This window comes from Yinghuangia sp. ASG 101, assembly GCF_021165735.1.
Taxonomy (GTDB): Bacteria; Actinomycetota; Actinomycetes; order Streptomycetales; family Streptomycetaceae; genus Yinghuangia.
Genome location: NZ_CP088911.1, coordinates 242518 through 268574, shown reverse-complemented (window position 1 = coordinate 268574; position 26057 = coordinate 242518). Strand labels below are relative to the sequence as shown.

The window sequence follows — 26057 nt, the reverse complement described above, 5'->3', positions numbered from 1 at the left end:
TCGGGCTGCCCGGAGGGCGGCGCGGTTCGGGGGTTGGGGGAGGGGCGGCGGGCGCGGTCAGGGCAGCGCCGGGCCGCCGGGTGGGCCGGGGGCCCGGACGGGCAGGGCCAGGGGGACGGACGTGGTCGGCACGACGTCGTCGGACAGCGCGCGCACATCGCCTGCCGAGCCGAGCGTGAACCGGCCGTCCGCTCCCAGCCGCCGCCACATCTCGCGTGTCGCCGCGTGCGGGATCGCCGGGTCGGGGTGACTCATCCACGGCGGCTCGTCCACCATCGCGAACGTGCGCACCCCCAGGTGCCCGCACAGCATGTCGAGCGCCTCGGTCCAGTCCAGCCGCTTCGGACACACCCGCGCGTGCACGACGCTGCCGGCCCGCGTGGTCAGACTCGCCGGGCGGCTGCCCAGCACCACGAGGGTGCGCTGCGTGCCGGGCCGCCAGTCCAGGCGCACCGCCCGGTGCAGGGCGTCCTCCACGGGCGCGGCGAACTGGTCGACGACCGGCAGCGCCTGCCAGTCCCGCACGGCGGTCAGCACCGCCGCGGGGTCCGTCAGATCCGTGACCCGGCACGGGTCTTCGTCGGCCCGGCGGCGGTCGTCGGAGTGGTCGCCGTAGCCGATCACGGCCAGCCGCACCAACCCGCCGGGCGGGGGCGCGTGCGGCCCGTGCGGTGTCTGTCCGGGCAGGCCGGCCGCGAACGGGCCCGCCGCGTCGGCGGAGGGGCCGCCGCTCGCCCGCAGCGCGTGCGCGAGGGTACGCAGCACCTCCAGCCGCTCGGCGACCACGGTCGGCGGACCGGCCAGCTCGACGGCCACCACGACGTCGGCGCCCGTGGCCGCGCTGTACCGGCGCGGCAGGGCCGCGGCCAACTCGGCCCAGCTCTGCGGCCACCGGCCGACATCGCGGGTGCCCGGCGCGGCCGGGCCGCCACCCGCCGTGCGCACCCGCAGCCGTACGCGCCCGGGCCGTTCCAACGTGGCCACCACCACCGCCTGTCCCGGCACGGGGATGTCGGCGTGCGCCACCGCCAACTCGGCCCACTCGCCGTCCGGTCCGCCGCGCGACAGCACGGGGAGCGCGGCCGGACCGGGCAGCCCGGGCGGGCGGGCGACCGCGACCTCGGTCTCGCACGCGATGCCGGGCCGCACGGCGGTTCCGGTGCCGAAGAGTTCGACGGTCGTGACCGACACCCGGCCGTCCGGCTCCGCCACCGAGGCCAGCGCCAAGTGGTACGAGCGGCGCAGCGGCACCCCCGCGCCGAGTTCGTCGGCCCACTCGGCGAGTCCGGGGCCGTCCGGCTCGGCGACGAACTCCGCGACGGGCGGCGCGATCCGGCGTACGGCGGTGGCGAACAGGGCCGGGAGGAGCCAGTGCGCGCGGCGGTGGACGAGGATGTGCTCGACCAGTTCGCCCCGGCTCCCGTCCGGGGCCACGAGGTCGCCGGCCCACGCCGCCAGGGTCTCCAGGTCGGGCGGCGTGCCCTTGTAGCCGAGGCCGCCGGCCGCCAGGAAGTGCAGTTCCGCGCGCCCGCGCCCGCCCTCGCGCGGCAGCGCGTCGTCCCACTCGCGGACGTCGCGGGCCACCGGCCCGGCGGTCACCAGTCCGTCCGGGGACGCGGTCAGCGTGCAGGCGGAGACGCCGTTCGCGCCCGTTTCGAGGAGCAGGAGGCGGTCGATCTCCCCGGCCGCGAGCCGGGCGACGGCGGCCTCCGGGGCGCCGCGCGCCCGCCGGAGCGTCCGCGCCCGTCGGTCGGCCGCGTCCACCGCGTCGGCCTGCTCGCGCAGCAGCCGCCGCCGTGCCTCCTCGGGCAGGCGGTCGAAGCCCCGGCACTGCTGCAACAGCGCGTTGAGGACCCGGTCGTCGCGTCGCCGGAAGCCGTCGGACGTGGCCCGCACGGCGGCCCGCAGGTCCTGATGCATCGTCAGGGCGCGGGTGTCGTCCGCGCCTTCCCCGCCCGCCGGGGACCGCCCGCAGCCCGGGCAGGTCTCGGCGAGGCCGCTGCCGGGATACGTGCAGACCGGGCAACTGGGGGACCCCGAGGCGGGGGTGACACCGGCGTTCATCGGGCTCCGGGTTCGGTCGTGGTGGGCGGGGACGAGGCGGCGGACGAGGTGGCGGACGAGGTCGCGCGGCGGATCGGGGGAGGCGGGGAACGACGGGCGGGACAACGCGGTCGCGCGGATCGGGCGGATCAGGCGGCTCGCGGGGGCGGGCGGTCGGACGGCGGAGCCGCGACGTCGCGAGCGCGCGGCGCCCGGCCCGGCGGGCAGCGGCCGACGCGGCGTCGGGGCGGCCACGGTTCGGCCGTGGGCGAAATCTCCCACAGCCTCGGGAACGTGCGGCCACCGCGCCTCCCCCACCACCGACACCTCCACCCCGCCGACACGCTCCCGTCCCCCTACGGGGGCGGCAGCCCGCACACCCTTCCGTCCAGGTGCCCGACCACCACCGGCCCGCCGGGCACCACCGCGGCCGGGCCGTCGACCTGGGCGTCGCCGCTGTGCCGCCACACCGGGTAGCCGTCCACGGGATCGAGGACGACCGTGCTGCCGTCGGTGCAGCCGACCACCAGCAGCGCGTCCAGCCGGGCCAGCGAACCGCGGATCCCCGCGCTGAGCTTCGTCTCGTGCCGCAGCCGGCCCGAGGCGGCGTCATAGCGGCGCACCGCGCCGTCGAGCCCGCCGGTGTAGACGTCGCCCGAGCCGGGGTCGGCCAGGCACGCCCACGTCTGCGCGGGCTGGCGCGCGCTCCACCGCGGGGTGCCGTCCGCCGCGTCGAAGACGTGCAGGCCGCCGTCCGCGCCCGCGGCGACCACCGTGTCGTACGCCGTCGTCAACGCGATCGGGCGCTCGCGCAACTCGGGGGAGTGCCGCCACGCGCTCGCGCCGTCGTCCAGGTGCAGCGCGTGCACGCGTCCGCGCGCGTCGGCGACGTACACGATCCGCCCCGCGACGACCGGCGGCGTCGTGATCGGCGCGCCCACCGGCTCGCTCCAGTCCGCCGGGCCCTGCGCGGACGGGAAGGACCACACCACGCCGCTGCCGACCGCGACCACGACCCGGCCCGGGGCGACCGCGCAGCCGACCACCCGGCCGCCGACCCGGCGACGGTCGCTCAGCCTGCGGCCGACGGTGTCCAGGGTGTTGAGCCAGCCGTCCGCCGACCCCGCGTGCACGAGGCCGCCGTCCGCGACCGGGGAGCCGTGCAGGCCGCCGGGCAGGCGCTCGTCCCACCGGAAGTGGCCGGTGCGGCCGTCCACGGCGGTCAGCACCCCGTCGGCGGTGGCCGCCAGCACGGTGCCGTCCGGCGCGGCGACCACGCGGCGCACCCAGTCGGTGAGCGCGCGGTCCCACAGGGGCTCGACCGCCACGCCGGAACCGGGCGGACGCCCGAACCGCCTTCCCGTCGGCGGCTCGTCGCGCGGGTCTCGGCGCGGTGTGTCGCGACGGTCGGGGCGTGGTTCGTCGTGCGGGCCCTCGCGTCGGTCCGGTACCGGGGGCCGGGCCCGGCGCTCGTGCGGGTCGCCGCGGTCCGGGCCCTCGCGTGCGTCGTCGTGCCGGTCGCCCGCCGGTCGCCCGGTCGTCTCCCGGTGCGGCGTGGACCGCGGTTCGCACGGCACGGCCTCCGCGCCCCGGCCCCGAGACGGGCGCCCCGTGCGCGGCGGGGGATGGACGAATTCCGTGGCGAACAGCCCGGGCCGGACCAGGTCGGGCCAGGCCGAGGGCCGCGGCGCGGGCGACGCCCCGCCGGTCCGTCCGCCGCCCAGGGGGCCGCCTTCCGTGATCGCCGGGGGAAGTCCCCGGAGGGTGTCGTCCCCGTCGCTCCCGGACTCGTCCTCCGTCTCGCGGCCGGTCTCGCGGTCGACGCCGCGGTCCGCCTCGCGTCCGGTCCCGCTCCGGGGCTCGGCCCAGGGCGCGGGGCCCGTCTCCGGAGGCGTGAAGCCCTGCGTGAACAGGCCCGTGGACACCCCCGACTCGTCGCCGGAGCCGGAGTGCTCGGGCATGTGATGCCCGCCGTCCACCGGCGACGGCCGCTCCGGGTGGGCCCGCAGCGCGTCGCGGTGCCCGGGCGCCAGCGCGTCGCCGAAATCGGGCAGGTGCCGCCGGTCGATGGGGCGCAGCAGCATCTTGGCGGCTGCCGCGCTGATCCGGGCCTCCGGGTCTTTGTCGAGCAGGCGCCGCAGGACGTCGGCCAGGTCGCTCGGCATGCCGCGCAGGTTGATGCGGCCTTCCCGCAGGTCCGCGAAGTTCTTGTACGGCGGGTGCCCGGTCGCGGCGAACAGCGCCGTGCCGCCGAGCCCGAAGACGTCGCCGGCCGCGTCGTACCGCGTCCCGTGATCGGTGCCGGGCCGCTCGGGCGGCAGATACAGCAGGGTGCCCACGACATCGCCGGTCCGCGTCATGGGCTCGGCGCCGACCGCGCGCGCGAGACCGAAGTCGATCACCTGCGGGCCGTCGGTGGTGACCAGGACGTTGCGCGGTGTGAGGTCGCGGTGCGCGCGGCCCTTGCCGTGCAGGAGGTCCAGCACCTCGGCGACGCGCAGCGTCAGCGCGCGCACCGCGCCGCTGGGCAGCGGGCCGTGCCGGTCGACCAGCACGGCCAGGGTCGGCCCGGCGACGAACGCGGTGGCCAGCCACGGGCGGAACGCGTCCGGCTCGGCGGCGAGCAGCCGGGGCACGGCGGGGTGGTCCAGTTGCGACAGGAACTCCACCTCGCCCCGGAAACGCCGCCGATACTCGGCCGCCTTGGTGGATTCCAGAAGCTCACGGTGCATCAGCTTCACCGCGGCGGCCGTACCCGACGCCGTGTGCTCGGCGTAGTAGACCTCACCGAAGCCGCCGCCGCCCAGCCGGTCCAGCAGCCGAAAACTGCCGACCTGCCGCGTACGGGACCCGAAACCGGCGTCCATCAGTGTGCCCCACCCCCACAGGAGCCGGGGTGGCGCCCGCACACCACCTCGGCGGCAGTCGACCGCTGTCCCGGTCATGTTGGCACGCCCGACCAGCGCGCATGAGAGGTTCTTCCCTCTCGACCGGCAACCTGCCAACGAGTCGGGCCGCGCGCCGGGTTCCGGGTGTTTCCGGCCGGATCCCGGCTAGCCGATCGCCGCGGCGACCGCCGCGACGCGCTCGTCGAGGCCGCCCGCCGGGATGTCGACGAGTTCGAAGCCATATGACCTGTATGTCCGTTCGTGGATGTCCTCGAAGGCGAGGGATTCCGCGAAGTCGATCCGGCGCGCGGCGGTGGGCTCGCAGAACCCGAGGTTGCGGATGAAGAACACCCGGGGCTCGTACGTCCCGTCGGAGGTGACGCGGTCGACCTCGGCGGTCAGGGCGGGCGAGGGCGGGCGCCCCAGGAAGGTGGCCAGCGCCAGCGTGCACAGCGGCGAGCGGTCGAACACCGTGGCGAACCGGCCGGTGGGGGCGTCCAGTTGGCGCCGCCGCTGCAGCGCGACGACGTCGTCGACGAACGACGCGCGCGTCCACGGCTCGTCCTCGCCGCGGGCCTGCGCCTCGGCGATGACGGATGTCGCCGCCTCCTCGACGACGCCGTACCCGAGCCGGTCGAGCCCCCGCAGGATCGAGGTCTTGCCGGAGCCGGGCGTGCCGGTGAGAACGAACCGCCGCATGGGTGAATGCCTTTCGTCGTGCGGCGCGGCCCCGGTCGCGTCGCCCCGCCGCGCCGGGGCGGGCCCGGCCCGGGTGCCGGCGTCGCCGTGCCGCGCGGTGACCTCAAGCATGTCTCACCCGTGCGTGAACAGTCAGTTGGTTGTCTCTTGACACAGCCTTTCCCTGCTCCTCATACTGCGGAGCGAAATTGACCGACTACATTGCGTAGTCGACGAATTCGCCCGGTGGGCATGCCGTCGTCTCGGCGTCGCCCGCCGCCCAGCACGTGTCGACCACCGCCCCCGACAGGCGTTTTCGTGCGCCCGCCGCGGCGGAAGGAAATTGGCTCCCGGTCCCCGGAGGAACCGTGAACTACGGCAAGGCCCTGCGCGACGAGATCGCCCACCCCCGGACGACGCCGCTCATCGGCATCTACGACATGTACTCCGCGTCCATCGCCGCCGGACACTACGGAGGCTTCTTCGTCTCCGGCTTCGGCTTCGCCGCCTCCCACTACGGGCTGCCCGACATCGGCTTCATCGCCTGGCCCGACATGGTCAACTTCGCCGAACGCCTGCGGCTGGCCTTCCCGCGGCACCACATGCTCGTGGACATCGACGACGGCTACGTCGACCCCGAGGTCGCCTGCCACGTCGTGCAGCGGCTCGAACGCGCGGGCGCCTCGGGGGTGATCCTGGAGGACCAGCGGCGCCCGCGCCGCTGCGGCCACGCGGACGGCAAGCAAGTGCTGCCGCTGGACGCGTACTTGGAGAAGCTGAACATGGTCCTCGCGTCCCGGACCGACCTGCTCGTCGTCGCCCGCACCGACGCGACGGAGCCGGACGACATCCTGCGCCGCGCCGCCGCCCTCGCCGAGACCGACGCCGACGTGGTGCTGGTGGACGGCGTGCGCAGCGTCGACTGGATCCGCCGCATCCGGACCGTCATCGGCGACAAACCCCTGCTGTTCAACCAGATCGCGGGCGGCAAGTCGCCGCGGCTCTCGCTGACCGAACTGGGCGACCTGGGCGTGGACGTCGCCATCTACAGCACGCCGTGCCTGTTCGCGGCCCACAGCGCCATCGACACCGCACTGGCCGAACTCGGTTTCGCGGACGGCCGGTTGCCCGACGCGCGGGACGGCGGCGGCATCGGCGTACGCGAGTCGACCGCGTTGCTGGAGAAGAACATCAGCCGCAACCACGGTGTCCGCAGCACGGTTTCGGTGTGACCGCACCGCCCCTGCCGCGCCGTCCCGTACCCCCGGGCCGTCGTCCGATCCCCCGCCGACCAGGAGTGTCCCCATCGTGCGCGCACAGTCGAGGAAGCACCGGTCCCGCCGCGGCGGGAGCGTTCCGTTGGTCGTCACCGCCACCACCGTCGCGGCCGGGCTGATGTGTCTCGGGCAGTCCGGTGCCGGCGCCGCGACGCGGGCCCCCGGTGAGCAGGCCCCCGCGGTCACCGGGGCGCTCGCGTCCGTCGGCGACGTCGCCCCCGCCGTCACGGTGTTGCGGTTCGGAGAGTTCGAGACGGATTCGGTCCTTGAGGTCGACCGGTCCATCAACGCGGCGACCGGCGGCAGCGGCACCGTCGGCAGCGATCGCGAAGGCGGGCCGGGGGACTGAGTCCCGGGCCTGTTCCGGGAGCGGTGCGCCCCGAACGCGCCACGACCCCAGAGGCGAACGCGGCGGCGGCGGAAGCGGGATGCCCGCTCCGCCGCCGCTTCGGGGTGCGGCCCCGGCAACCGCGTCGACGCACCGGCCCAATCGCCACGAATCGTCACCCTGTAGCGTCGCCCGGAACCCTCGCCCCGCCCCGAGTGCCCAGCCCCGAGTGCCCCGCCCCGAGCGCCACGGCTCGGCCACCACGACGCACCTCACCACGACCACGCAGCGAAGGAAGCCATGCACGACAGCTCGCCCGGCCGCCCCCGCGCCCACACCCGGTGGATGAGGCGGCTGCCGATCGACCCGTACATCGCGGCCCTGCTCGGCACGGTGGCCCTCGCCGCGGCGCTGCCGGCCCGCGATACGGCGGCCACGGCGTTGGACGGCGCCGCGGACGCGGCCATCGGCCTGCTCTTCTTCCTCTACGGCGCCCGGCTGTCCACCCACGAGGCGGTGGCCGGGCTGCGTCACTGGCGGCTCCATCTCACGGTGCTGACCTGCACGTTCGTGGTCTTCCCCGCGCTCGGGCTCGCCGGGTTCGGGCTCATGCCGCACGTGATCGGCGACGACCTGTACACCGGGCTGCTGTTCCTGTGCGTCGTGCCGTCCACCGTGCAGTCCTCGATCGCGCTGACGTCCGTCGCGCGCGGCAACGTGCCGGCGGCGATCTGCGCGGGCACGTACTCCAGCCTGCTCGGCATGGTCGCCACGCCGCTGCTCGCCGCGTGGCTGATCGGCTCGAACGTGGACGTCTCCGCCTCCGGCCTGGCGTCGATCGGCACCCAGCTGCTCGCACCGTTCCTCGCCGGCCAACTCCTGCGGCGCTGGATCGGCGGTTTCGTCACCCGCCACAAGAAGTGGCTCGGCTTCGTCGACCGCGGATCGATCCTGCTCGTCGTCTACTGCGCGTTCAGCGCCGGCATGGTCGAGGGCATCTGGCACCAGGTGACACCGTGGCGCCTCGCGGCGCTGTTCGCGGTGACCGCCGCGCTGCTCGCCATCGCCCTCGGGCTCACGGCGACGCTCGTGCCGCGCCTCGGCTTCGTCCGCGAGGACCGCGTCACGATCGCGTTCGCCGGGTCGACCAAGAGCCTGGCCGCCGGACTGCCGATGGCGGCGGTCCTGTTCGGCTCGCACGCCGGACTGACGATCCTGCCGCTGATGCTGTACCACCAACTGCAGTTGATCGTCTGCTCGGTGCTGGCCGGTCGCTGGGGGAGGGCCCAGGCCGCCGCCGACGAGGCCGAGCCTCCCGCCCCGCCGAGCCGTCCGCGCCGCCGGGACGCCGACGACAGTCCGCGACCGCGCGATCTCGTGGACAAGCGGACGTGACCCGGCACCGAGACGTCGGCACCCGTACGCCCTGACGGGCAGACGGAGGACGCGTTCCACGGGCGATCGTCGACCCGGATCCGGCCCTGGAGAAGGCGCCGGGCCGGGGAACACCCGGGGGCGGCAGCGGTGTTCGCGGGCGAAGGCGAACCCGTCCCGCCCGATGCCTGGTGAGGACGCGACGCCGCGCCCCCGGCGGTCGGGCGCACCGGCCGGGCAGCGCGGGCGCGACGCGCGGCGAGTGCCGGCACCCCGGTGGATGCCGGCACTCGCCGCGCGCCGGGCGGTTCAGCGTGCGGCGTACAGCTCGGCCCATTCCTTGCGGGAGCGGATCGAGGTGTCCACGTCGGTCGCCGTCGCGCGCAGGGCCGCGACGGTCGCCTGCTCCTTGGGCACGTGCGCGAACGGGTCCCAGCCGAAGAACCGGCACGAGTTCCGCCAGGTGATCTTCTCGATCTCCTCGTCGGTCGCGCCGACGCCGTTCAGCTCGTTCAGGACGTGCTCGGGGGCGTCCGGCCAGATCGAGTCGGAGTGGGGGAAGTCGCACTCCCACGCGATGATGTCGATGCCGATCTCGTTGCGCAGCCCCAGCGACGTCGGCTCGGTCACGTAGCACGCGAGCGAGTGCTCCCGGAACACCTCGCTCGGCAGCCGCCCGCCGAAGTCGCGGCGCAGCCACTTCTGGTTGGTGTAGTGGCGGTCGCACCGGTCGAGGTAGAACGGGATCCACCCGATGCCGCCCTCGGAGAACGCGACCTTCAGGTTCGGGTAGTTGCGCATCGCCGGGCCCCACAGCAGGTCCTGGGCGCCGAGCACCGAGATCTGGCACGCGAGGATGATCTTGTTGTCGATCGGGGCGTCCGGCGCCAGCTTGAGCGCGCCGAAGCCCTGGCCGATGTGCAGGCACATCACCGTGTTGTTCTCGGACAGCGCCTCGAACACCGGCGCCCAGTACTCGATGTCGTGGTAGCTGGGCAGCCCGTCCATGTGCGGCAGCTCGGGCATCGTCACCGAGTGGCAGCCCTTCGCCGCGACGCGCCGGATCTCCGCGACGGCCAGCTGCGGGTCCCACAGCGGCAGCAGCGCGATCGGGATGAACCGGCCCGGGTACGCCGCCGCCCACTCGTCGATGTGCCAGTCGTTGTACGCCTGGATCATCACGACGGTGGTCTCGTCCTTGAAGTGGCTCAGGTGCCCCGCGCTGAACCCCGCGAACGTCGGGAAGCACATCGACGCCAGGACGCCGTTGCGGTTCATGTCGCGGACGCGCTCGTGCACGTCGTACACGCCCGGCCGCATCTCGGCGTAGCCCGCGGGGTTGAGGCCCCACTCCTCGGCCGGCCAGGACACGACGGCGTTGAGCCCGGTCACGCCGGTCGGGCGGCCCCGGTAGATCCACCGGTCGACGCCGTCGTCGTGGGGGACCAGACGCGGGGCCTCGTCGGCCCACTTCCGCGGGACGTGCCGATCGAACATGTCGGGGGGCTCGACGACGTGGTCGTCGATACTCACGAGAATCATGTCGTCGATGTTCACGGGGCTCCTCGCTGCCTGCACCACACGAAAAGGAGAGATGCTTGATCTCCCCCCTTGAGAATGTAACTCTCGGTCCTGTGGGACGAGGGTACGAGCAGGCGAGCGGGCCAAGCGACGCGATGGCGGCCAATTTGTTGACCCCAGCGGCCAGGATCGGCCCGGTCGCGATGCGCACCGAGACCACCGTCTCCGCCGGCAGCCTCGTCTACGAGACCGAACGCCTCGTCACCGGCTGGCACCACCACGACCTGCACCAGCTCAAATGCCCGCTGGAAGGCGTCGCCGAGGTCGAGACCGCCGGCGGGCGCTACCTCATCCCGTCCCAACAGGCGATCTGGATCCCGGCCGGCGTGGAGCACAACACCACGCTGCGCGGCGTGCGCACGGCCTCGGTGTTCTTCGACCCGGCGATGATGCCCGCCGAAGCCCGCGACCGCGTCCGGATCCTGCCCGCGTCCCCGGTGCTGCGCGAGATGATCGTGTACGCGCTGCGCTGGCCCATCGCCCGCACCGCCACCGACGAGCGCGCCGACGCGTACTTCTCCGCCCTCGCCGTCGTCGTCGAGGACGGGCTCGACGACGCCCAGCCGCTGCTGCTCCCCGCGAGCGACGACCCGCTCGTCGCGGCGATCATCGCCTACACCGAGGACCACCTCGCCACCGTCACCGCCGACGACGTGCACACCGCGCTCAACATCTCCGAGCGCACCCTGCGCCGGCGCTTCCGCGACGCCACCGGCACGACGTGGCGCTCGTTCGTCGTGCGGGCCCGCCTGACCCGCGCGATGGCCGAACTCGCCCGGCCCGGCGCCACCGTGATCGACGTCGCGGCGTCCGTGGGCTTCGGCAGCCCCAGCTCCTTCAACCGGGCCTTCCGCGCCTTCACCGGGCACACCCCCGCCGACTACCGCCGCCGCGCCCTCAACCGCTCCACAGCCGGCCCCCCGCCCGCCCCGACGGCCCCGGCCCAACGCCCGTAACCGCGGACCTCCCCCACCGCGCCGCCGCCGGTCACCCGCACCCACCCGACAACCGCGTCGCGCGCTCGACCGCCCACGACCGCGCGGCAGAGCCGCCGGGCGAGGAGACGGCCTCCGCCCCTCCGCCCGCCACGGTCGACGCCTGGCACCGCGGGCGCCCTCTCCCGCCGCCTCCGCGGTCGGGCGGCGGCACCCACCCGACGACCGCGTCGCGCGCTCGACCGCCCACGACCGCGCGGCGAACCTGCCCGACGAGGTGACGGACGCCCCGCCCCGCGCCACCGGTCGGCGGAGGTTTGTCCCCCGAACCCGCGGACAGCGTCGCCGTGCGGTCGGCGCGAGACCGCGCGGTGCCGCGCCGAGTCCCCGGGACCGCGGCCGATCCGACACGCGACGCGGAGGCGCAGCATGGGTGCGTACCTACAACCACAGATCGCGGGCCGTCGCCCCACGTCCCACCGGCGTGAACACGCCGGGGACTTCCGGGACGCGGTGCTCAACTCGCTGCTCTTCGCCGTCTCCCTGTGGCTGATCATCGGCTCGTGGGCGCTCAACTACCCGCTCGGCGCCCCCGCCCAGGACGCGCGCTACCAGGAGGTGATGGTCGGCCTCGTCGTGCTGGCCGTCGCCTGCCGCGGGCTGACCCGGCCGCGCGGCACGCTCTCGGACGTGCTGCTCGCGGTGGGCGGGGCGTGGCTCATCAGCGCCCCGTTCGCGATGGGCTACGCCCACAACTCCGCCACCACCGACGCCCGCGACAACGACGTCGTGATGGGCATCATCCTGCTCACGATCGCCATCCTGTCGGCCACGTTCAACGCCCTGCGCCGCCGCGCCCTGCGGTGAGCCGCCCGGGCCGCCGGGCGCCGGTCGCCGCGCACCCGGCGGCACGCGGCAGACTGTCCGGCATGACCGTGATCCTGCTGCGCAATGGCAACGTCCACAGCCCCGCCGACCCGTTCGCGACCGCCATGGTCGTCGAGGACGGAACGGTGGCCTGGATCGGCGCCGAGGGTGCCGCCGAGGCGCACGTCTCCGCCGCCGACCGGGTGCTGGACCTGGACGGCGCGCTGGTGGCACCCGCGTTCGTCGACTCGCACGTCCACCTCACCGCGACCGGGCTCGCCCTGACCGGACTGGACCTCGGCGGCCGAGCGCCCGGCGGGCGCGGCACCGACCGGATCGCGCGCTTCGCGGGCACGCTCGCCGCGGACGCGGTCGTACTCGGCCAGGGCTGGGAGGACGAGTCGTTCGCGGGCGGCCCGCCCGACGTCGCCGAACTCGACCGCGCCGCCGGAGGGCGCCCCGCGTACATCTCGCGCGTCGACGTCCACTCCGCCCTCGCCTCCTCCGCGCTGCGCGCCCGGGTCCCCGGGCTCGCCGCGATGGCCGGATACGACGCGACCGGCCCGCTCACCGGTGCCGCCCACCACGCCGTGCGCACGGCCGCGTTCGCCGCCTTGACACCCGTCCAGCGCGCCGACGCGCAGCGCGCCGCGCGCGCCCGCGCCGCGTCGGTCGGCATCGGCACCCTGGTCGAATGCGCGGGCCCCGACATCGCCGGCGAGGCCGACCTGGCACTGCTGCGCGCCACCGCCGAGGAGCCCGGCCCCGACGTGGTCGCCTACTGGGGCGAGGCCGTCGACACCGCGGAACAAGCCCGCGCGCTGGTGACCCGGCTCGGCGTACACGGGCTCGCCGGCGACCTGTTCGCCGACGGCTCGATCGGGTCGCACACCGCGTGCCTGCACGCCGCGTACGACGACCGGCCCACCGCCCGCGGGGTCGCGCACCTCACCCCGGAGCAGGTCGCCGCGCACGTGCTGGCCTGTACGGAAGCCGGCGTCCAGGCGGGCTTCCACGCCATCGGGGACGCCGCCGTCGACGCCGTGGTCGCGGGCGCCCGCGCGGCGGCCGACCGGTTCGGCGCGGGAGCCGTGCGCGCGCTGCGGCACCGGGTCGAGCACGCGGAGCTGATCAGCGCCGACGCGGTGGCCGCGTTCGCCGAACTCGGGCTCTTCGCGTCCGTCCAGCCCGCCTTCGACGCGGCGTGGGGCGGCCTGGACGGGATGTACGTGCGCCGGCTCGGCAAGGAGCGCGCCGCCCGCATGAACCCGTTCGCCGAGCTCAACCGTGCGGGCGTCCCGCTCGCCTTCGGATCCGACGCCCCCGTGACCCCGCTCGACCCGTGGGGCACCGTGCGCGCGGCGGCGTTCCACCGCACCGAGGAGCAGCGGATCTCGGTGCGCGCCGCCTTCACCGCCCACACCCGGGGCGGCCACCGCGCCCTCGGCCGCGACGACGAAGGCGTGCTGGTGCCGGGCGCGCCCGCGACCTACGCGGTCTGGCGCACCGGGGAGCTGACGGTGCAGGCGCCCGACCGCCGCGTGTCCGCGTGGTCGACCGACCCCAGCTCCGGAACCCCCGGCCTGCCGGACGTCACACCGGGTGGCGAACTGCCGGTGTGTGTGCGCACGGTGGTGCGCGGAACGACGGTGTACGAGGCGCCAGACGGCGCGTGATCACGTCCCGATCACCCGGAGCGAACCCCACAGCGCCACCACCGCCGCGACCAGGCACGCCGGCACCGTCGCCAGCCCCAGCAGGGTGAACTCCCGCAATTCAACGGTGTGTTGGTGACGGTGCAGGATGCGCCGCCACAACAGCGTCGCCAGCGAACCGGCGTACGTCAGATTCGGGCCGATGTTGACCCCGAGGAGGACCGCGAGGACCGGCCCCGGACCCAGCGGGGCCGCCAGCGGGATCAGCACCAGCACCGCCGGCAGATTGTTGATCACGTTGGCGAGCAGCGCCGCCAGCGCCGCGACGGCGAGGAGCGACACCAGGCCCGTCCCCGACGGCACCACGTGCGCGAGGGCGTCCGCCAGGCCGTTCTCCACGACCGCCCGCACGACGATGCCCAGCCCGAGCACGAACGCGAGAAAGGGCACGTCCGCCGCCGCGACGACCGTACGCACGGTCTCCCGGCGCCGCCCCGGCCGCCCCAACGCCCGCCCGGCCAGCAGCAGCGCGCCGCCCGCCGCCGCCCACGCGGGGGAGACCCCGGCCGCCGACGCCACGACGAAGCCGCCCAGCGTGGCCGCCACGGTCGCCACCGCGAACCACGGCGTGGGCGGCGGCGCCTCGGCCGGCGGAGGCTTCGCCGGCACCACCAGCTCGCCCGCGAACCACCGGCGCAGCACGGCGTATTCGACCGCGATGGCGACCAGCCACGGCACCGCCATCAGCCCCGCGAAGCGCACGAACGTCAGGCCGCTCGCGGTGAAGGCCAGCAGATTCGTCAGATTCGACACCGGCAGCAGCAGCGACGCCGTATTCGACAGGTGCGCGCAGGCGTACGCGTGCGGCTTGGCGACGGCGCCGAGACGCGTCGCGGTGGCCAGCACCACGGGCGTGAGCAGGACGACCGTGGCGTCGAGACTCAACACCGCGGTGATCACCGACGCGAACAGGAACACCGCCGCGAGCAGCCGCGACGGCCGGCCGCGCGCGATCCCCGCCATCCGGGCCCCCGCCGCACGGAACAACCCCTCCTCGTCGCAGAACCGCGCCAGCACCAGGACCGCGGCGAGGAACCCCAGCACCGGCGCGAGATCCGCCGCCTCGTCCCTCGCGTGCGCGGGACTCAGCGCCCCGATCGCCACCACCACACCCGCGGCGGGCACCGCGACGGCGGCCTCGGGCAGGCCGAACGGACGGGCGACGGCACAGAAGAGCACCGCGGCGAGCAGCAGCGCGGGCACGGCGAGTGTGATGACGGCGTCCAGGGCTGACTCTCTCCGGCGTCGGGTCGGGACGGCCCATCGAATCAGCACCCGGCGCGGCGGGGCGGCACGCTATCCGATCAACGCCGCCGACGAAGCGGATTCGCCCACGACGACGGCACGACCCCGGCACGACCGCGGCACGACGGCGGGGGAGGGGCCACCTCACCGGCCGCCCCTCCCGCGCCGAGGCCACCAGTGGGACAATCGTGCCGACCGGACCCCGGATTCCCGGCCAATCCCCTCACCGTGGACTGGTGACCGTGCGACACCTGACCGTCAGCAGCGCCCGCCTGGTCGACCTCCTCCAACCCTGGCAGCCCGCCTCCGGCGGCGCCCACGGCCCGCACACGCCCGCCTACAAGGCGCTCGCCGACCGGATCCGCGCCCTCGTGCTCGACGGCCGCGTCCCCCTCACCGCCCGGCTGCCCGCCGAACGCGGCCTCGCCGAACACCTCGGCGTGTCCCGCACCACGATCGCCGCCGCGTACGACCTGCTGCGCACCGACGGCTACCTCGTCTCCCGCCGCGGCTCCGGCTCGTGGACCGCGCTGCCCACGCACCGGGCCGACCCTCCGACGCGCGCACTCGTCCCGAGCAGCGCCGGCGGCACCGGCACGATCGACCTCGGCGTCGCCGCGCTCCCCGGACCCGGCCACCACCTCGCGCGGGCCGTCGCGGACGCCGGGGACGCGCTGCCGGCCTACGCCGCCGCGCACGGCTACCACCCGGCCGGGCTGCCCGTGCTGCGCGAGACCATCGCCCGCCGCTACACCGACCGCGGCGCCCCCACCACCCCCGACCAGATCATCGTCACCACCGGGGCGCTGTCCGCGTGGGTGCTGCTCCTGCGCACGCTCGTCCACGCCGGCGACCGCGTCGCGGTCGAGTCGCCGACCTATGCCAACGCCCTGGAGTCCGTACGCGCCCAGGGCGGCCGTCCCGTGCCCGTCCCGATGGCCGAGGCCGGCTGGGACCTCCCGGCCTGGCACGACACACTCCGCGCCGCCAACCCGCGCGTCGCCTACGTCGTCCCCGACTACCAGAACCCGACCGGGCACCTCGCCGACACCGAGACCCGGCGCCGGCTCATCCACGACGCGCGGGCGACCGGCACGATCCTCGTCGTCGACGAGACGTGCGCCGACCTCGCCCTCGACACACCGCCGCCCCCGCACCCCGACCACCCCGCCCCCGTCGCGGCGCACGACCACAACGGAACCGTGGTCACGCTCGGGTCCGCGTCCAAATCGTTCTGGGGCGGGCTGCGCATCGGCTGGGTCCGCGGGACGCCCGAACTCGTCCGCCGCCTCGTCGCCACCCGCGCCGGGCTCGACGTCGCCGCGCCGGTGCTCGACCAACTCGTGCTGCACCACCTCGTTGCCGACCACAGCGACGCCATCCTCGCCGCCCGCCTCCCGGCGCTCCGCGCCGCCCGCGACGCCCTCGCCGCGATGATCCGCACCCACCTGCCCGGCTGGACCTTCACACCGCCCTCCGGCGGTCTCTCCCTGTGGACGCACACCGACACGGCCTCCACCACCGCCCTGGCCGAAACCGCCGCCCGGCACGGCCTCCGCATCGCCCCCGGCACGCTCTTCAGCCCCACCGGCGCCTTCGAACGCCACCTGCGCATCCCCTTCACCCTCGACGAACCGACCCTCGCCGAAGCCGTACGCCGCCTCGCCCTCGCCACCGCGGAAACCGCCCGCGCCCGCCCGGACGCGGGGCTGACGGCGTCGTTCACGGGCTGCGTGGCGTGAAACCGGCGGCGCCGCGACGGCCCGCACGGCACCGTCCGCCCGGCCGGATTACGCCGACCGACGGGCGATTCACCGGCGAGAGCATTTCCCGAGGCCGTGTGGTGCCAGTGCGCTGACCTGCGGAAACGCGATAACTCCGCAGGTCACAGCGGTGTTGACACCCCTCCCGCCCGAAACGCTACGTTCGCTGACGTCCACCGCAGGACCACCGACCGGGAACACCTTCCCGGGACCCGCGCACGCGACCGGGCCCGGTGACCGCAAGGCCACCCAGCGCCAGACCCGTCCCCGCACGCGCGCGCCCGGGGAGCCGCCACGCGCGGAGGGGACCGGCAAAGCGCGGCGAACCGAGCGGCTGCCTTGCCGGCACCACGAGCGCCGGCCGGACGGTGTGACCCGGGTGGGGCCCGGCCGTCCAGTAGACAACGGCCATCGAGACCGGCAGCCGGCCGGCCCGTGGTCGGCCCGAAGGGCACCGGCCCCACCCGCCACCCGGGCCACCGCGCCGCGGCGGCCCCACCGCCCTTGTGCGCCGCCCACCCGGCCTCACGACGGAACCCGCGCGCCGCCTCCTCGCGCGCTCACGCGAGCACCCGCCCGGAAACACCCCCGATGCTCCGTTTCCCCACCCCGCGCGCGGCGCCGTGCGGCGTCGGTTTTCGGCGACCCTGATCGCGAAACCCCACGCCAGCCGCGTACGTTGTACCGTCACTGCCGTACACGCACCGTGCTCGGCCGAACAGCGCGCCGCTATCTGTCCGGCACGGGCCCATGAAGCACGCGGACCACAGACGAGGACGAGAGACACGTGACCGACGCACGGGGGTCGACGAGTCCGCAGTGGCCGGCGGACGACCCCACCGAGGAGACGATGTGAGCGCCCCCCACGAGCAGAACACCTTCACCGACCTGGGCAAAGTGCTCGTCATCATCCCCACGTACAACGAGTCCGACAACATCGAGGGCATCGTCACCCGCCTGCGCACCGCGGTCTCCGACGTGGACGTGCTCGTCGCGGACGACAACAGCCCCGACGGCACCGGCGAGATCGCCGACACCCTGGCCGAGCACGACCCGCACGTCCAGGTGCTGCACCGCAAAGGCAAGGAAGGCCTCGGCGCCGCGTACCTCGCCGGGTTCCACTGGGGCATCGACCGCGGCTACGACATCCTCGTCGAGATGGACGCCGACGGCTCGCACCAGCCCGAGCAACTGCCGCGCCTGCTGGAGGCCATCCGCGACGCCGACCTCGTGCTGGGCTCGCGCTGGGTGCCCGGCGGATCGATCGTGAACTGGCCCACGAGCCGCAAGTTCATCTCGCGCGGCGGCAGCCTCTACTCGCGCACGATGCTCGGGATCGACATCCGCGACGTGACCGGCGGCTACCGGGCGTTCCGCAAGGAGACCCTGGTCGGCATCGACATGGACTCCGTCGCGTCGCAGGGCTACTGCTTCCAGGTCGACCTGGCATGGCGCGCGGCGCGGCGCGGCTACCGGGTCGTCGAGGTGCCCATCACGTTCGTCGAGCGCGAACGGGGCAACAGCAAGATGAGCCGTGCGATCTTCGTCGAGGCGCTGTGGCGCGTCACGGCGTGGGGCGCGGGCCGCCACCTGGAGCGTTTCCGGCGCGGCGGCAAGGGCGACACCCCCGGGACGGGCGGTGCCGACGGCACCGGCGCCGACAGCGGCGACAAGGGCGCCGGCGGGAACACGCCGGGCGTCTGAGACGTCTAACAGAGGAGGGGTACGCGGCGCCTCGGCGCTTTCGCGACGACGCGTCGCCGCCCACGAACCGTTCCGCCTCCGGCCGACGCCGCGCGGCCGACGCCGGAGCGGGGCAGCCACCCGGGGCAACCACGCCCGCCCCGCGTCCCCCGCGCGGAACCGCCCCGGGACGGGGGCCGGAAGGAGACCCCACATGCGCCGCGCCGCGATCCTCCTGGCGTTGGTCGCCTGGCCGATCCTGGAGATCTTCGTGATCAGCCGGGTGGGCAGTGCGATCGGCGCCGGAAACACCGTGTTGCTGCTCCTGGCGGGCGTCGTCGCCGGCGCGCTCGCGATCAAGTACGCGGGCCGCCGCGCTCTCAACCGCCTCAGCGCCGCGGCCACCGCGAACGCCGCGGACGCCGACCCGCGCAACCCGGCCTCGGTCCTCCCCAGCGCCGCCACCGGCCGCGCCGCCGCGGACGCGGGCCTGGTCATCCTCGGCGGAATCCTGCTGATCATCCCGGGCTTCATCTCCGACGCCTTCGGCCTGTTGTGCCTGCTGCCCTTCACCCGGCCCCTCGTCCGCCTCGCCATCGGCGGCGCGGTCGGCAGCCAACTCGCCCGCCGCACCCGCTTCGGAGCGGCCGTGGGCCAGGCGCGCCAGGCCCACGACCAGATGCGCATGCACCGCCCCGACGGCAAGGTCGTCCCCGGCGAGGTGATCCCCGAAGACGACGACACCGACCGCCACGACACCTCCGACGGCGCCCGCGGCCGGCGCCCGGGGGACTCCGGTCACGGTCCGGGACGCATCACCGGCTGACGGTCTCGGACGCACCCGGGAACCGCGCCGCCCCCGAGAACCACCGCCGCGGCGGCGCCGACACCACCCACCCGCCTCGGGCCGTGGCCGTCGTCCGCCCGGAAACCGGCGGACGAAGGACTCCCGCCTGAGCGGGGCGCGCGTCGGAGCCCCCGCACGTCACCGGCCCGCACGCCGACGCACCGCCGACGCATCGCCGCTCCGGTCGCCGTCGGCCGCCCGGAAGCGGGCAAACGAAGGACTCCCGCCCGATTGCGGGGATCGGGCGGGAGTCCTTCGGCTGGTGTTCGCTTGGGTCGGCCGGCGGTGTCAGGCGGTCTTGCGGTTGTCGCGCGGGTCGTGGTGCAGGTTGATGCCGCCGGAGCGCAGAACGGCGAGTCGTTCCGCGAGAACCTCTTCCAGCTCCTCGCGGGTGCGCCGCTCCATCAACATGTCCCAGTGCGTACGCGCGGGCTTGTTCTTCTTCTCCTCCGGCGGGGCGCCGTCCACCAGCTGGGCGACCGCGCCGCAGCTGCGGCACTCCCAGACCGGCGGGATCTCCGCCTCGACGGAGAACGGCACCTCGAATTGGTGGCCGCGCGGACACGCGTACTCGACGGTGCGACGAGGGGCCAGGTCGATACCACGGTCGGTCTCGTAGCTGGTGGCGCCGAGGCGCGTGCCGCGGAGAGCTCGCTCACTCATGAAATCGTGCCTCCTGGGCCGATAAGTCCCTGCGACAGCCGTGGCTGCCTGTTCGATCGATCAACGTGCGACAGGCGCGGAAGATTCCCGGACCATTCCGGTGCCGTGCGTCCCCGGCGCCTGTGCCGCCGAGGTAACTACCCGTATAAGGAAAATTCATCCCATCTCGGACATAATGCCGCATCGTTCTTTTCGTGGGAAAGCCTGATCACCCCGCTTCCTCCCGTGCGCCGGGGCGGACCGCCGCGCGCCGGAGGCCGTGCCGTCACCCGGGGTCCGGCAGCTCGGCCCACACGACCTTGCCCGTGTCCGTGGGGCGCGTGCCCCAGTCGGCCGACAGCGCGTTCACGATCATCAGCCCCCGGTGCCGCTCGTCCGCGGCGCCCGCCGCCAACCGCCGGGGCAGGCGCCCGTCGTGGTCGGCGACCTGCACCACCAGCCGGCCCGGGCGCAGGCTCAGCCGCAGCTCCATCGGCGTCCGCGCGTGCTCCACCGCGTTCGCGACCAACTCGGTGACCACCGAACAGGCCCCGTCCAGCACGGCCGCGCGGCGCCACCGGCCCAGGACCGCCCGGGCGAAGACCCGGGCCTCGCGGGCCGCGCGCGGCGTCGGCGGCAGTTCCAGTGCCGCCGCCCGCTCCCGGCCCGCCTGCGCCCGCACCAGCAGCAGCGCCACGTCGTCGTGCTCGCGGCCGGTCAACATGCCGCTCATGAGCCGGTCGCACGTGTCCTGCACACCGCCCGGGTTGCGCGCGGCACCGTCGACCGCCTCGGTGAACTGGAGCAGCCGGTCCGCCAGCGACACGTCGTGCCGCTCGACGAGGCCGTCCGTGTAGAGCAACAGGCGGTCGCCCGCCCGGAATTGCGCGTCGGCGTCCTCGAACGCCGTGCCGTCCACGCCGAGCGGAACGCCCAAGTCGTCGTCCAGCAGCCGCACTTCGCCGTCCGACGAGATGATCGCGGGCGGGAGGTGGCCGGCGTTCGACCAGCGGATCAGGTCCTGGTCGGGGTCGTACACCGCGTAGACGCACGTGGTGATCTGGTCCTCGGCGCCCATGCCGCCCATGAGCCGGTTCAGGTGGCGCATCACCTGGGCGGGCGGCAGGTCCATCACCGCGTACGCCCGCACCGCCGTGCGCAGCTGGCCCATCACCGCCGCCGCGGTCAGCCCCCGGCCCATCACGTCGCCGATCACCAGCGCCACCCGCCCCGCCGACAGCGGGATCACGTCGAACCAGTCGCCGCCGACCTGCGACCCGCGCGCGCCCGGCAGGTAGCGGCACGCGATCTCCAGCGTCTCGATATCGGGTAACTCCGGGGGCAGCAGCGAGCGTTGCAGCCGCACGGCGGTGTCGGCGACACTCCGGTACAAGCGGGCGTTCTCGATCGCGGACGCGGCCTGTGAGGCGATGCCCAGCGCCAGTTGCTCGTCGCGTTGCGTGAAGATGTCGGGCTTCGAGTGCGAGAAGGCGAACGAGCCCACCCGTTCGCCCGTCCGGCTCACCACCGGAACCGCGAGGTAGCTGCGGACCGTCGGGGCCTCGGCATCCTCCGCCAGCGGGGCGCGGTGCCACTCGCCGGGGTGGTCCGCGACGTCGCGGCAGCGCACCGTGTCGACCGCCAGATGCGCGCCGGTCAGCCGGACGTCCGGGTGCGGCAGCAGCGGATGCGGGGCCGACCCGCGCGTGGTGGCGGCGTGCCGGATGTCGTCGTGGCCGTCGGTGTCGCAGTCGCGGTACAGCAGGATGCCGTGCTCGGCCGCGATCACGGCCGTCGCCGCGTCCGTCGCCACCTGCACCAACTGGTCGAGGTCCAGCTCGCGCGTCAGCTGCTGGCCGACGTTGTACAGCGTCTCGACGATCTGCCGCTCCTGCTCCAACCGGCGCTGTTTGGCCTCCAGTTGCTCCGCCTGGGTGCGCACCCGGCCGCGGTACGACTCGACGGTGCGGGCCTGCTCGACCGTCCTGTCCTCGGCGACGGAGAGAAGCTGCTCCAGCGCGTCCAGCCGCGCCGCCGTCAGCTGCCCGGTGCGCGGCGTGGGGACGGGCGTGGACGGAACGGGCAGCAGCGCCAGCCGTGTCGCGGCGGTGAGCCCGCGCAGCGACACCGCGGTCGACGCCGGCACGTGGGCGCCCGTGAACAGCAGCACCGCGAACCGTTCGCCGTCCGGGAGGTGCCCGGCGTAGCCCAGTACGGTGCGCACGCCGTGGCGGGCCGCCAGCGGGTCCGGGATGTGGGCGATCGCGTGCCGCTCGGAGTCGGCGTCGGCGTCCGGGTCGGTGTCGACCACGGGGGCGCCCGGAGGTACCGCGGCGTCGTCCGCGTGCGGGGGCGGCGGCTCGTCCAAGATCGCCACCCCGAGCGCGCCGACCGGGACCCGGGGGCGGGCGGCGGACCCGGGGGAACCCGAACTCGCGTGTGCGGGAGGGTCGTTGGGCGCGGCGTCGGCGGGCGAGGGGCCGGACGGCGCGATGTTCCGGTCCGACCGCGCGTCGTCGGGGTGGTCCGGCGGCTCCGGTTCCAGGATGCCCAAGTCGCGCAGGACCGAGGCGAACGCCGGGTGGAGTTGGGCGACTTCGGTCGGGGACGTGAGCGACACCAGCTCCGGTTGCCCGGGGTGGCCCGCTTCGGGGACGGACTCGCCGTCTCCGCCGAGGAGTTCGAGTACCCGCCCGCCCGTGGGGGTCTCGCAGCCGGTGGTGCCGCAGCCCTCGACGCGTGCGGTGGCGTACACGCGGGCGAGGGCGACTTGCGGGGTCTTGGTCGCGGGGTCGGCGAATCTGCCGCGCAGGTGGCGCGCGACGGCGTAGGCCGCCTCCTCCGTCGTCGCCGCCGAGGCCGTGGCCTGGCGTAAGTCGGACCCGCAGACGACGAGGTCGCTGGGGGTGAGGTGGGCGAGGTCGAACACGGGCGTCCACGTCCTCGGCTGCCGTACGGCCGGTTCTGTCGGGGGTCCATCATGGCGTGAGACTCGGGCTGATGTGGGAGGTTTGCAGCATTCGTGCACGGTTGGGGGAACGCGCGCGGTGGACGGCGGCGTCCCCGGCGTGCGCACCCCGTTCTCGGGGGATCGGGTGGCTTCCCGACGGCCGCGGCACCGAACTCGCCTGGGCGACAACGGTGATGGTGCGCGACGCGGGGCCGTGCCGGTCCGGGGGGCGCCGCGTCGGCCGTGAGTGCCGTGTGCGAAACGGGCGTTCGCGCCGGGACGCAAGGTTCGCCCGCACGGGTTTGCCCGGACGGCGTCGCCCGGGGCGAAACCGGCGGGGCGGCGTGCGGGGACGGACTCGGCGGGGCCGCCCGGGCCGCCGTTCCGGTCGCACGGGCGGCGGTCACCGGGTCTTGGTGAGCGGCGACTTCGTCAGGGACATCACCGCCGGCTCGGCCGACGACACGGGCTCGGCCGGGGCCTTGGTGACGACCGCCCCGCCGGTGACGTGTGCGTTCGGGGTCACCGGGGCGTGGCGGGGGAGGCCGCGCAGGACGACGTCGGGCAGCAGGTCGAGGATCCGCATGCGGTCCGCCTCGGGGGTGTCGTCCTCGAGCGGGTCGGGCGTGTAGGGCGTCTGGATGCGGATGACCGGGCCCGCGCCGATGCGGGCGTACCCCCGGCCGGGCGGCACGGTGTCGCCGCCCGCGATGCCCGGCTCGGTGCCGAGGGCGGTCACCAGGGTGTCGGCGTCGAGCGGGCCGAGCGCGATGCGCGTGTGCGTCTCGGCGAGCAGCCCCGGGTGCAGCCGCCCGAGCCGGCTCGGGCGGGCCGTCGTCACCAGGCTGATGTGCGTCGTGCGGCCCAACCGCAGTGGCAGGTCGAGGAGTTCGTACACCTCGGACACCGAGGTGCCGGCGGCGTCCGCGAGTTCCGCGGGCTCGTCGAGCAGGACGAGGAGCGGGCGGCGCACGGCATCGGGAACGGGCGTGGCGGCGGCCTTGGCGGCGCTGATCGCCGCGGCGCGCCGCGCGGCCTCCGCGTGCAGCCACGAGAGCGTCGTCCGGATCTGGTCGGGGGTGTTGTCGGTGCGCAGGACGCCCGCGCGGCCGGCCAGGTAAGCGAACTCGCCGGAACCGGTCGCGTCCATCGCGATCACCTCGCCGTCGCGGAGCGCCTGGAGGGCGATGGTGCGCAGCAGAGTGGTCTTCCCGGAGGCGGGTCCGGCGACGACCAGCATGTGCGGCGCGCTCGTACGGCTGCCGGCCCGCCAGATGACCGGCGGCAGCTCCCGGGCCGCGCCCTCGGGTCCGGCGGGTCCGGCGGTGCCCGCCATCACGGGGATGAGGCGGTTCGTGGACGTCGCGTCGGTGAAGCCGAGCACGATCTCGCACGGCGCGGTGACGTACCGCTGGGCCGGGACCGGGCCGGGGAGCGGCGGCAGGGCGGCCACGGTGAGGCGGTTGTTCTCGGTGTCCCAGTCGTACAGGTACTCGCGGCAGCGGCCGACCTTGGCCTCGATCACGCGTTCGATGCGGGCGCGGGAGGCGGGGTCGTCGTCGGTGAAGAAGGGCGAGTAGCGCATTTCGAGGCGCGTGAGCCGGTCGCCTTCGAACTCGTGGTGTTCGAACGGCTTGGCGTAGTCGCCGCCCGGCGCGAACAGTTCCTCGGGGTCGTGCCCGTCCGACAGGTGGGGCACCAGCCCGTTGTAGACCGCCTGGAGGCGGTGGCCCCCGGGCGGCGGCCCGGGCACGGCCGGCGTCCGGCGCGTGCGGCCGAGCCAGGCGGCCCCGAGGACGACCACGGCGAGGGCGCCCGGCAGCCCGTACGGCACGAAGTACAGCAGTACCAGCGTGGCCACGAGGCCGACGGCCGCGGCCTGGCGGTGGTTCGTGGCAGCCGCCGACCACCACGCGTGGCCCCGGCGCGTCGCGCGGCGCAGGCCCCGCTGGACGGCGATGAGCGGTGCGAACATGTCGCGCGCGTGGTGGCCGATGCGGCCGGCGTGGGCCCGGCCGCCGGCGAATCCCGCCCGGGTGGCGGCGAATCCGTTCCGCGTCGCGTCCACGAGGCGTCGGGGGAAGGCCGGGGCGGTGGGGGGCAGTGGGGAGGGCACGGGAGCTCCTGGTCGTACGAGCGCCGCGTGGGCCACGCCCGGCTCGGCGCGGATGGATGCGCGCAGCGGGCGCGCGGGAGGGCGTGCGCGGCACGTGTGCACGGAGGAGGTGCACGACGGCGGGCGCGCACGGGGAGAGGGCGCGCCGCCGGCTCAGAAGGAGATGTCGCTCAGCATGGTGGCCACGCTGTTGCCGCCGGCCGCGATGTGCGGTGCGGCGGCCGTACTGGCCAAGTAGAAACCGAACAGCCCGCAGACGACGGCGTGGGACAGCTTCATCCCGTCCTTGCGGAAGAAGACGAAAGCGACGACGCCGAGCAGCAGGACTCCGGAAATCGACAGGACCACGGTGACTCCTGGGGGTGCGGTGGGGGACGGCGGCGTTCGTACGCCGCTGTTCGACCAACGCCGTTTGGTACGGAAAGTGCTCTCATACTCACAAAAGGTAAGTACGAGCGATACCGGCAAATGGGTTATTTGTCGCTTTTCTTGGTCTGTGTGGCGCAGCGGTCGGCCTCCGCCATGATGTGTGCGGACACACGGCCCTCTCCGGAAAGGCATCGCACGTGGCGGTCTTGCTCGTGGTGCACCACTCGCCCTCCCCGACCCTCGCGGAACTCCTGGAGGCCGCGCTGACCGGCGCGCGCGACCCGGACATCACCGGCGTGGAGGTACGCGTGCGCCCGGCGCTCACCTGCGCGCCGGCGGAGGCGCTGGAGGCCGACGGCTACCTGCTGGGCACCCCCGCCAACATCGGCTACATGTCGGGGGCCCTCAAGCACTGGTTCGACCAGCTCCTGTACCTGCGCGCGGGCGACCCGCCGCGCCTGCCCTACGGGCTGTACGTGCACGGCGGCAGCGACACGACGGGGGCGGTCCGCTCCGTGGAAGGGGCGGCCTCGGCGATGGGGCTGCGGCGCGTCCGCCCGGCGGTGGAGGTGACCGGCCCCGTGACGAAGGCAGCCCGGGAGGCCTGCACGGACCTGGGCGCGCTGGTGGCCGCGGAACTCATGGACGCGACGGACTGAGGCCTCCGGCCGACATCGCCTGCCCCGCGGCCGACGTGCGGGCGCGACGTCGTGGAGACGGTGAGTCTCCGGCTCGCGACGCGGCGGGCCGGGGCCG

19 protein-coding genes are annotated in these 26057 nt (G+C 74.9%); 10 read left to right on the top strand and 9 right to left on the bottom strand.

Features of this window, described 5'->3' with window-relative positions; all coding sequences use genetic code 11:
* Nucleotides 1–57 precede the first annotated feature (57 nt).
* The 3 genes from LO772_RS01210 to LO772_RS01200 form a co-directional block, all read right to left on the bottom strand.
* Complete coding sequence (locus LO772_RS01210) at nucleotides 58–2298, bottom strand: hypothetical protein (protein ID WP_231776415.1); 2241 nt, start codon at nucleotides 2296–2298, stop codon at nucleotides 58–60.
* A gap of 101 nt (nucleotides 2299–2399) precedes the next feature.
* Entirely contained in the window at nucleotides 2400–4910 is a 2511-nt protein-coding gene (locus LO772_RS01205; RefSeq protein WP_231776414.1) for a protein kinase domain-containing protein, read from the bottom strand.
* A 186-nt stretch (nucleotides 4911–5096) separates the two neighbouring features.
* Nucleotides 5097–5630 carry an AAA family ATPase gene (locus tag LO772_RS01200; protein WP_231776413.1) on the bottom strand — a complete coding sequence of 178 codons (534 nt, stop codon included), beginning with the start codon at nucleotides 5628–5630 and terminating at the stop codon, nucleotides 5097–5099.
* A 347-nt stretch (nucleotides 5631–5977) separates the two neighbouring features.
* Here LO772_RS01200 and LO772_RS01195 point away from each other — a divergent pair, with 347 nt between their 5' ends.
* From LO772_RS01195 to LO772_RS01185, 3 genes are all read left to right on the top strand, one after another.
* Nucleotides 5978–6841 (top strand): isocitrate lyase/PEP mutase family protein, encoded by an 864-nt coding sequence (locus tag LO772_RS01195; protein ID WP_231776412.1) that lies wholly within the window; start codon nucleotides 5978–5980, stop codon nucleotides 6839–6841.
* A 127-nt stretch (nucleotides 6842–6968) separates the two neighbouring features.
* Entirely contained in the window at nucleotides 6969–7235 is a 267-nt protein-coding gene (locus LO772_RS01190) for a hypothetical protein (RefSeq protein WP_231776411.1), read from the top strand.
* 279 nt (nucleotides 7236–7514) lie between these two features.
* Nucleotides 7515–8609, top strand: a complete 1095-nt coding sequence (locus tag LO772_RS01185) for a bile acid:sodium symporter family protein (protein ID WP_443089354.1) — start codon at nucleotides 7515–7517, stop codon at nucleotides 8607–8609.
* Between the two features lie 288 nt (nucleotides 8610–8897).
* Here LO772_RS01185 and LO772_RS01180 read toward each other — a convergent pair whose 3' ends face one another.
* Nucleotides 8898–10145: an amidohydrolase family protein gene (locus LO772_RS01180; protein WP_231776410.1), complete on the bottom strand. Its 1248-nt coding sequence runs from the start codon at nucleotides 10143–10145 to the stop codon at nucleotides 8898–8900.
* 167 nt (nucleotides 10146–10312) lie between these two features.
* On the opposite strand from LO772_RS01180, the gene LO772_RS01175 reads away from it, so the two are divergent.
* The 3 genes from LO772_RS01175 to LO772_RS01165 all read left to right on the top strand — a co-directional run bounded on the left by LO772_RS01175 (nucleotide 10313) and on the right by LO772_RS01165 (nucleotide 13647).
* Complete coding sequence (locus tag LO772_RS01175) at nucleotides 10313–11125, top strand: AraC family transcriptional regulator (protein ID WP_231776409.1); 813 nt, start codon at nucleotides 10313–10315, stop codon at nucleotides 11123–11125.
* 408 nt (nucleotides 11126–11533) lie between these two features.
* On the top strand, nucleotides 11534–11971 hold the full coding sequence (locus tag LO772_RS01170; RefSeq protein WP_231776408.1) for an SPW repeat domain-containing protein: 438 nt from the start codon (nucleotides 11534–11536) through the stop codon (nucleotides 11969–11971).
* Between the two features lie 62 nt (nucleotides 11972–12033).
* Entirely contained in the window at nucleotides 12034–13647 is a 1614-nt protein-coding gene (locus tag LO772_RS01165; RefSeq protein ID WP_231776407.1) for an amidohydrolase, read from the top strand.
* Here the strand turns inward: LO772_RS01165 and LO772_RS01160 are convergent, their stop codons facing one another.
* Complete coding sequence (locus tag LO772_RS01160) at nucleotides 13648–14889, bottom strand: SLC13 family permease (RefSeq protein WP_443089353.1); 1242 nt, start codon at nucleotides 14887–14889, stop codon at nucleotides 13648–13650.
* Between the two features lie 278 nt (nucleotides 14890–15167).
* Between LO772_RS01160 and yczR the strand changes: the two genes are divergently transcribed.
* The 3 genes from yczR (at nucleotide 15168) to LO772_RS01145 (ending at nucleotide 19203) form a co-directional block, all read left to right on the top strand.
* Nucleotides 15168–16673: a MocR-like transcription factor YczR gene (yczR, locus tag LO772_RS01155; RefSeq protein WP_231776406.1), complete on the top strand. Its 1506-nt coding sequence runs from the start codon at nucleotides 15168–15170 to the stop codon at nucleotides 16671–16673.
* An 873-nt stretch (nucleotides 16674–17546) separates the two neighbouring features.
* Nucleotides 17547–18398, top strand: a complete 852-nt coding sequence (locus tag LO772_RS01150; protein WP_231776405.1) for a polyprenol monophosphomannose synthase — start codon at nucleotides 17547–17549, stop codon at nucleotides 18396–18398.
* A gap of 193 nt (nucleotides 18399–18591) precedes the next feature.
* Nucleotides 18592–19203 carry an FxsA family protein gene (locus tag LO772_RS01145; RefSeq protein ID WP_231776404.1) on the top strand — a complete coding sequence of 204 codons (612 nt, stop codon included), beginning with the start codon at nucleotides 18592–18594 and terminating at the stop codon, nucleotides 19201–19203.
* Nucleotides 19204–19512: 309 nt separating this feature from the next.
* Here the strand turns inward: LO772_RS01145 and LO772_RS01140 are convergent, their stop codons facing one another.
* From LO772_RS01140 to LO772_RS01125, 4 genes are all read right to left on the bottom strand, one after another.
* On the bottom strand, nucleotides 19513–19887 hold the full coding sequence (locus LO772_RS01140) for an RNA polymerase-binding protein RbpA (RefSeq protein WP_231776403.1): 375 nt from the start codon (nucleotides 19885–19887) through the stop codon (nucleotides 19513–19515).
* 265 nt (nucleotides 19888–20152) lie between these two features.
* Nucleotides 20153–22795, bottom strand: a complete 2643-nt coding sequence (locus tag LO772_RS01135) for an ATP-binding SpoIIE family protein phosphatase (RefSeq protein ID WP_231776402.1) — start codon at nucleotides 22793–22795, stop codon at nucleotides 20153–20155.
* Nucleotides 22796–23219: 424 nt separating this feature from the next.
* Entirely contained in the window at nucleotides 23220–24932 is a 1713-nt protein-coding gene (locus LO772_RS01130) for an ATP-binding protein (RefSeq protein WP_231776401.1), read from the bottom strand.
* 153 nt (nucleotides 24933–25085) lie between these two features.
* Nucleotides 25086–25280: a DUF2304 domain-containing protein gene (locus LO772_RS01125; RefSeq protein ID WP_231776400.1), complete on the bottom strand. Its 195-nt coding sequence runs from the start codon at nucleotides 25278–25280 to the stop codon at nucleotides 25086–25088.
* Nucleotides 25281–25498: 218 nt separating this feature from the next.
* Between LO772_RS01125 and LO772_RS01120 the strand changes: the two genes are divergently transcribed.
* Nucleotides 25499–25960, top strand: a complete 462-nt coding sequence (locus LO772_RS01120) for a flavodoxin family protein (protein ID WP_231776399.1) — start codon at nucleotides 25499–25501, stop codon at nucleotides 25958–25960.
* The last annotated feature ends 97 nt before the right edge of the window (nucleotides 25961–26057 follow it).

Coding starts and splice junctions, on each gene's coding strand:
- LO772_RS01140 (WP_231776403.1), bottom strand. CDS start 19,887: ATGAGTGAGCGAGCTCTCCGCGGCACGCGCCTCGGCGCCACCAGCTAC.
- LO772_RS01165 (WP_231776407.1), top strand. CDS start 12,034: ATGACCGTGATCCTGCTGCGCAATGGCAACGTCCACAGCCCCGCCGAC.
- LO772_RS01200 (WP_231776413.1), bottom strand. CDS start 5,630: ATGCGGCGGTTCGTTCTCACCGGCACGCCCGGCTCCGGCAAGACCTCG.
- LO772_RS01145 (WP_231776404.1), top strand. CDS start 18,592: ATGCGCCGCGCCGCGATCCTCCTGGCGTTGGTCGCCTGGCCGATCCTG.
- LO772_RS01170 (WP_231776408.1), top strand. CDS start 11,534: ATGGGTGCGTACCTACAACCACAGATCGCGGGCCGTCGCCCCACGTCC.
- LO772_RS01185 (WP_443089354.1), top strand. CDS start 7,515: ATGCACGACAGCTCGCCCGGCCGCCCCCGCGCCCACACCCGGTGGATG.
- LO772_RS01205 (WP_231776414.1), bottom strand. CDS start 4,910: ATGGACGCCGGTTTCGGGTCCCGTACGCGGCAGGTCGGCAGTTTTCGG.
- LO772_RS01175 (WP_231776409.1), top strand. CDS start 10,313: ATGCGCACCGAGACCACCGTCTCCGCCGGCAGCCTCGTCTACGAGACC.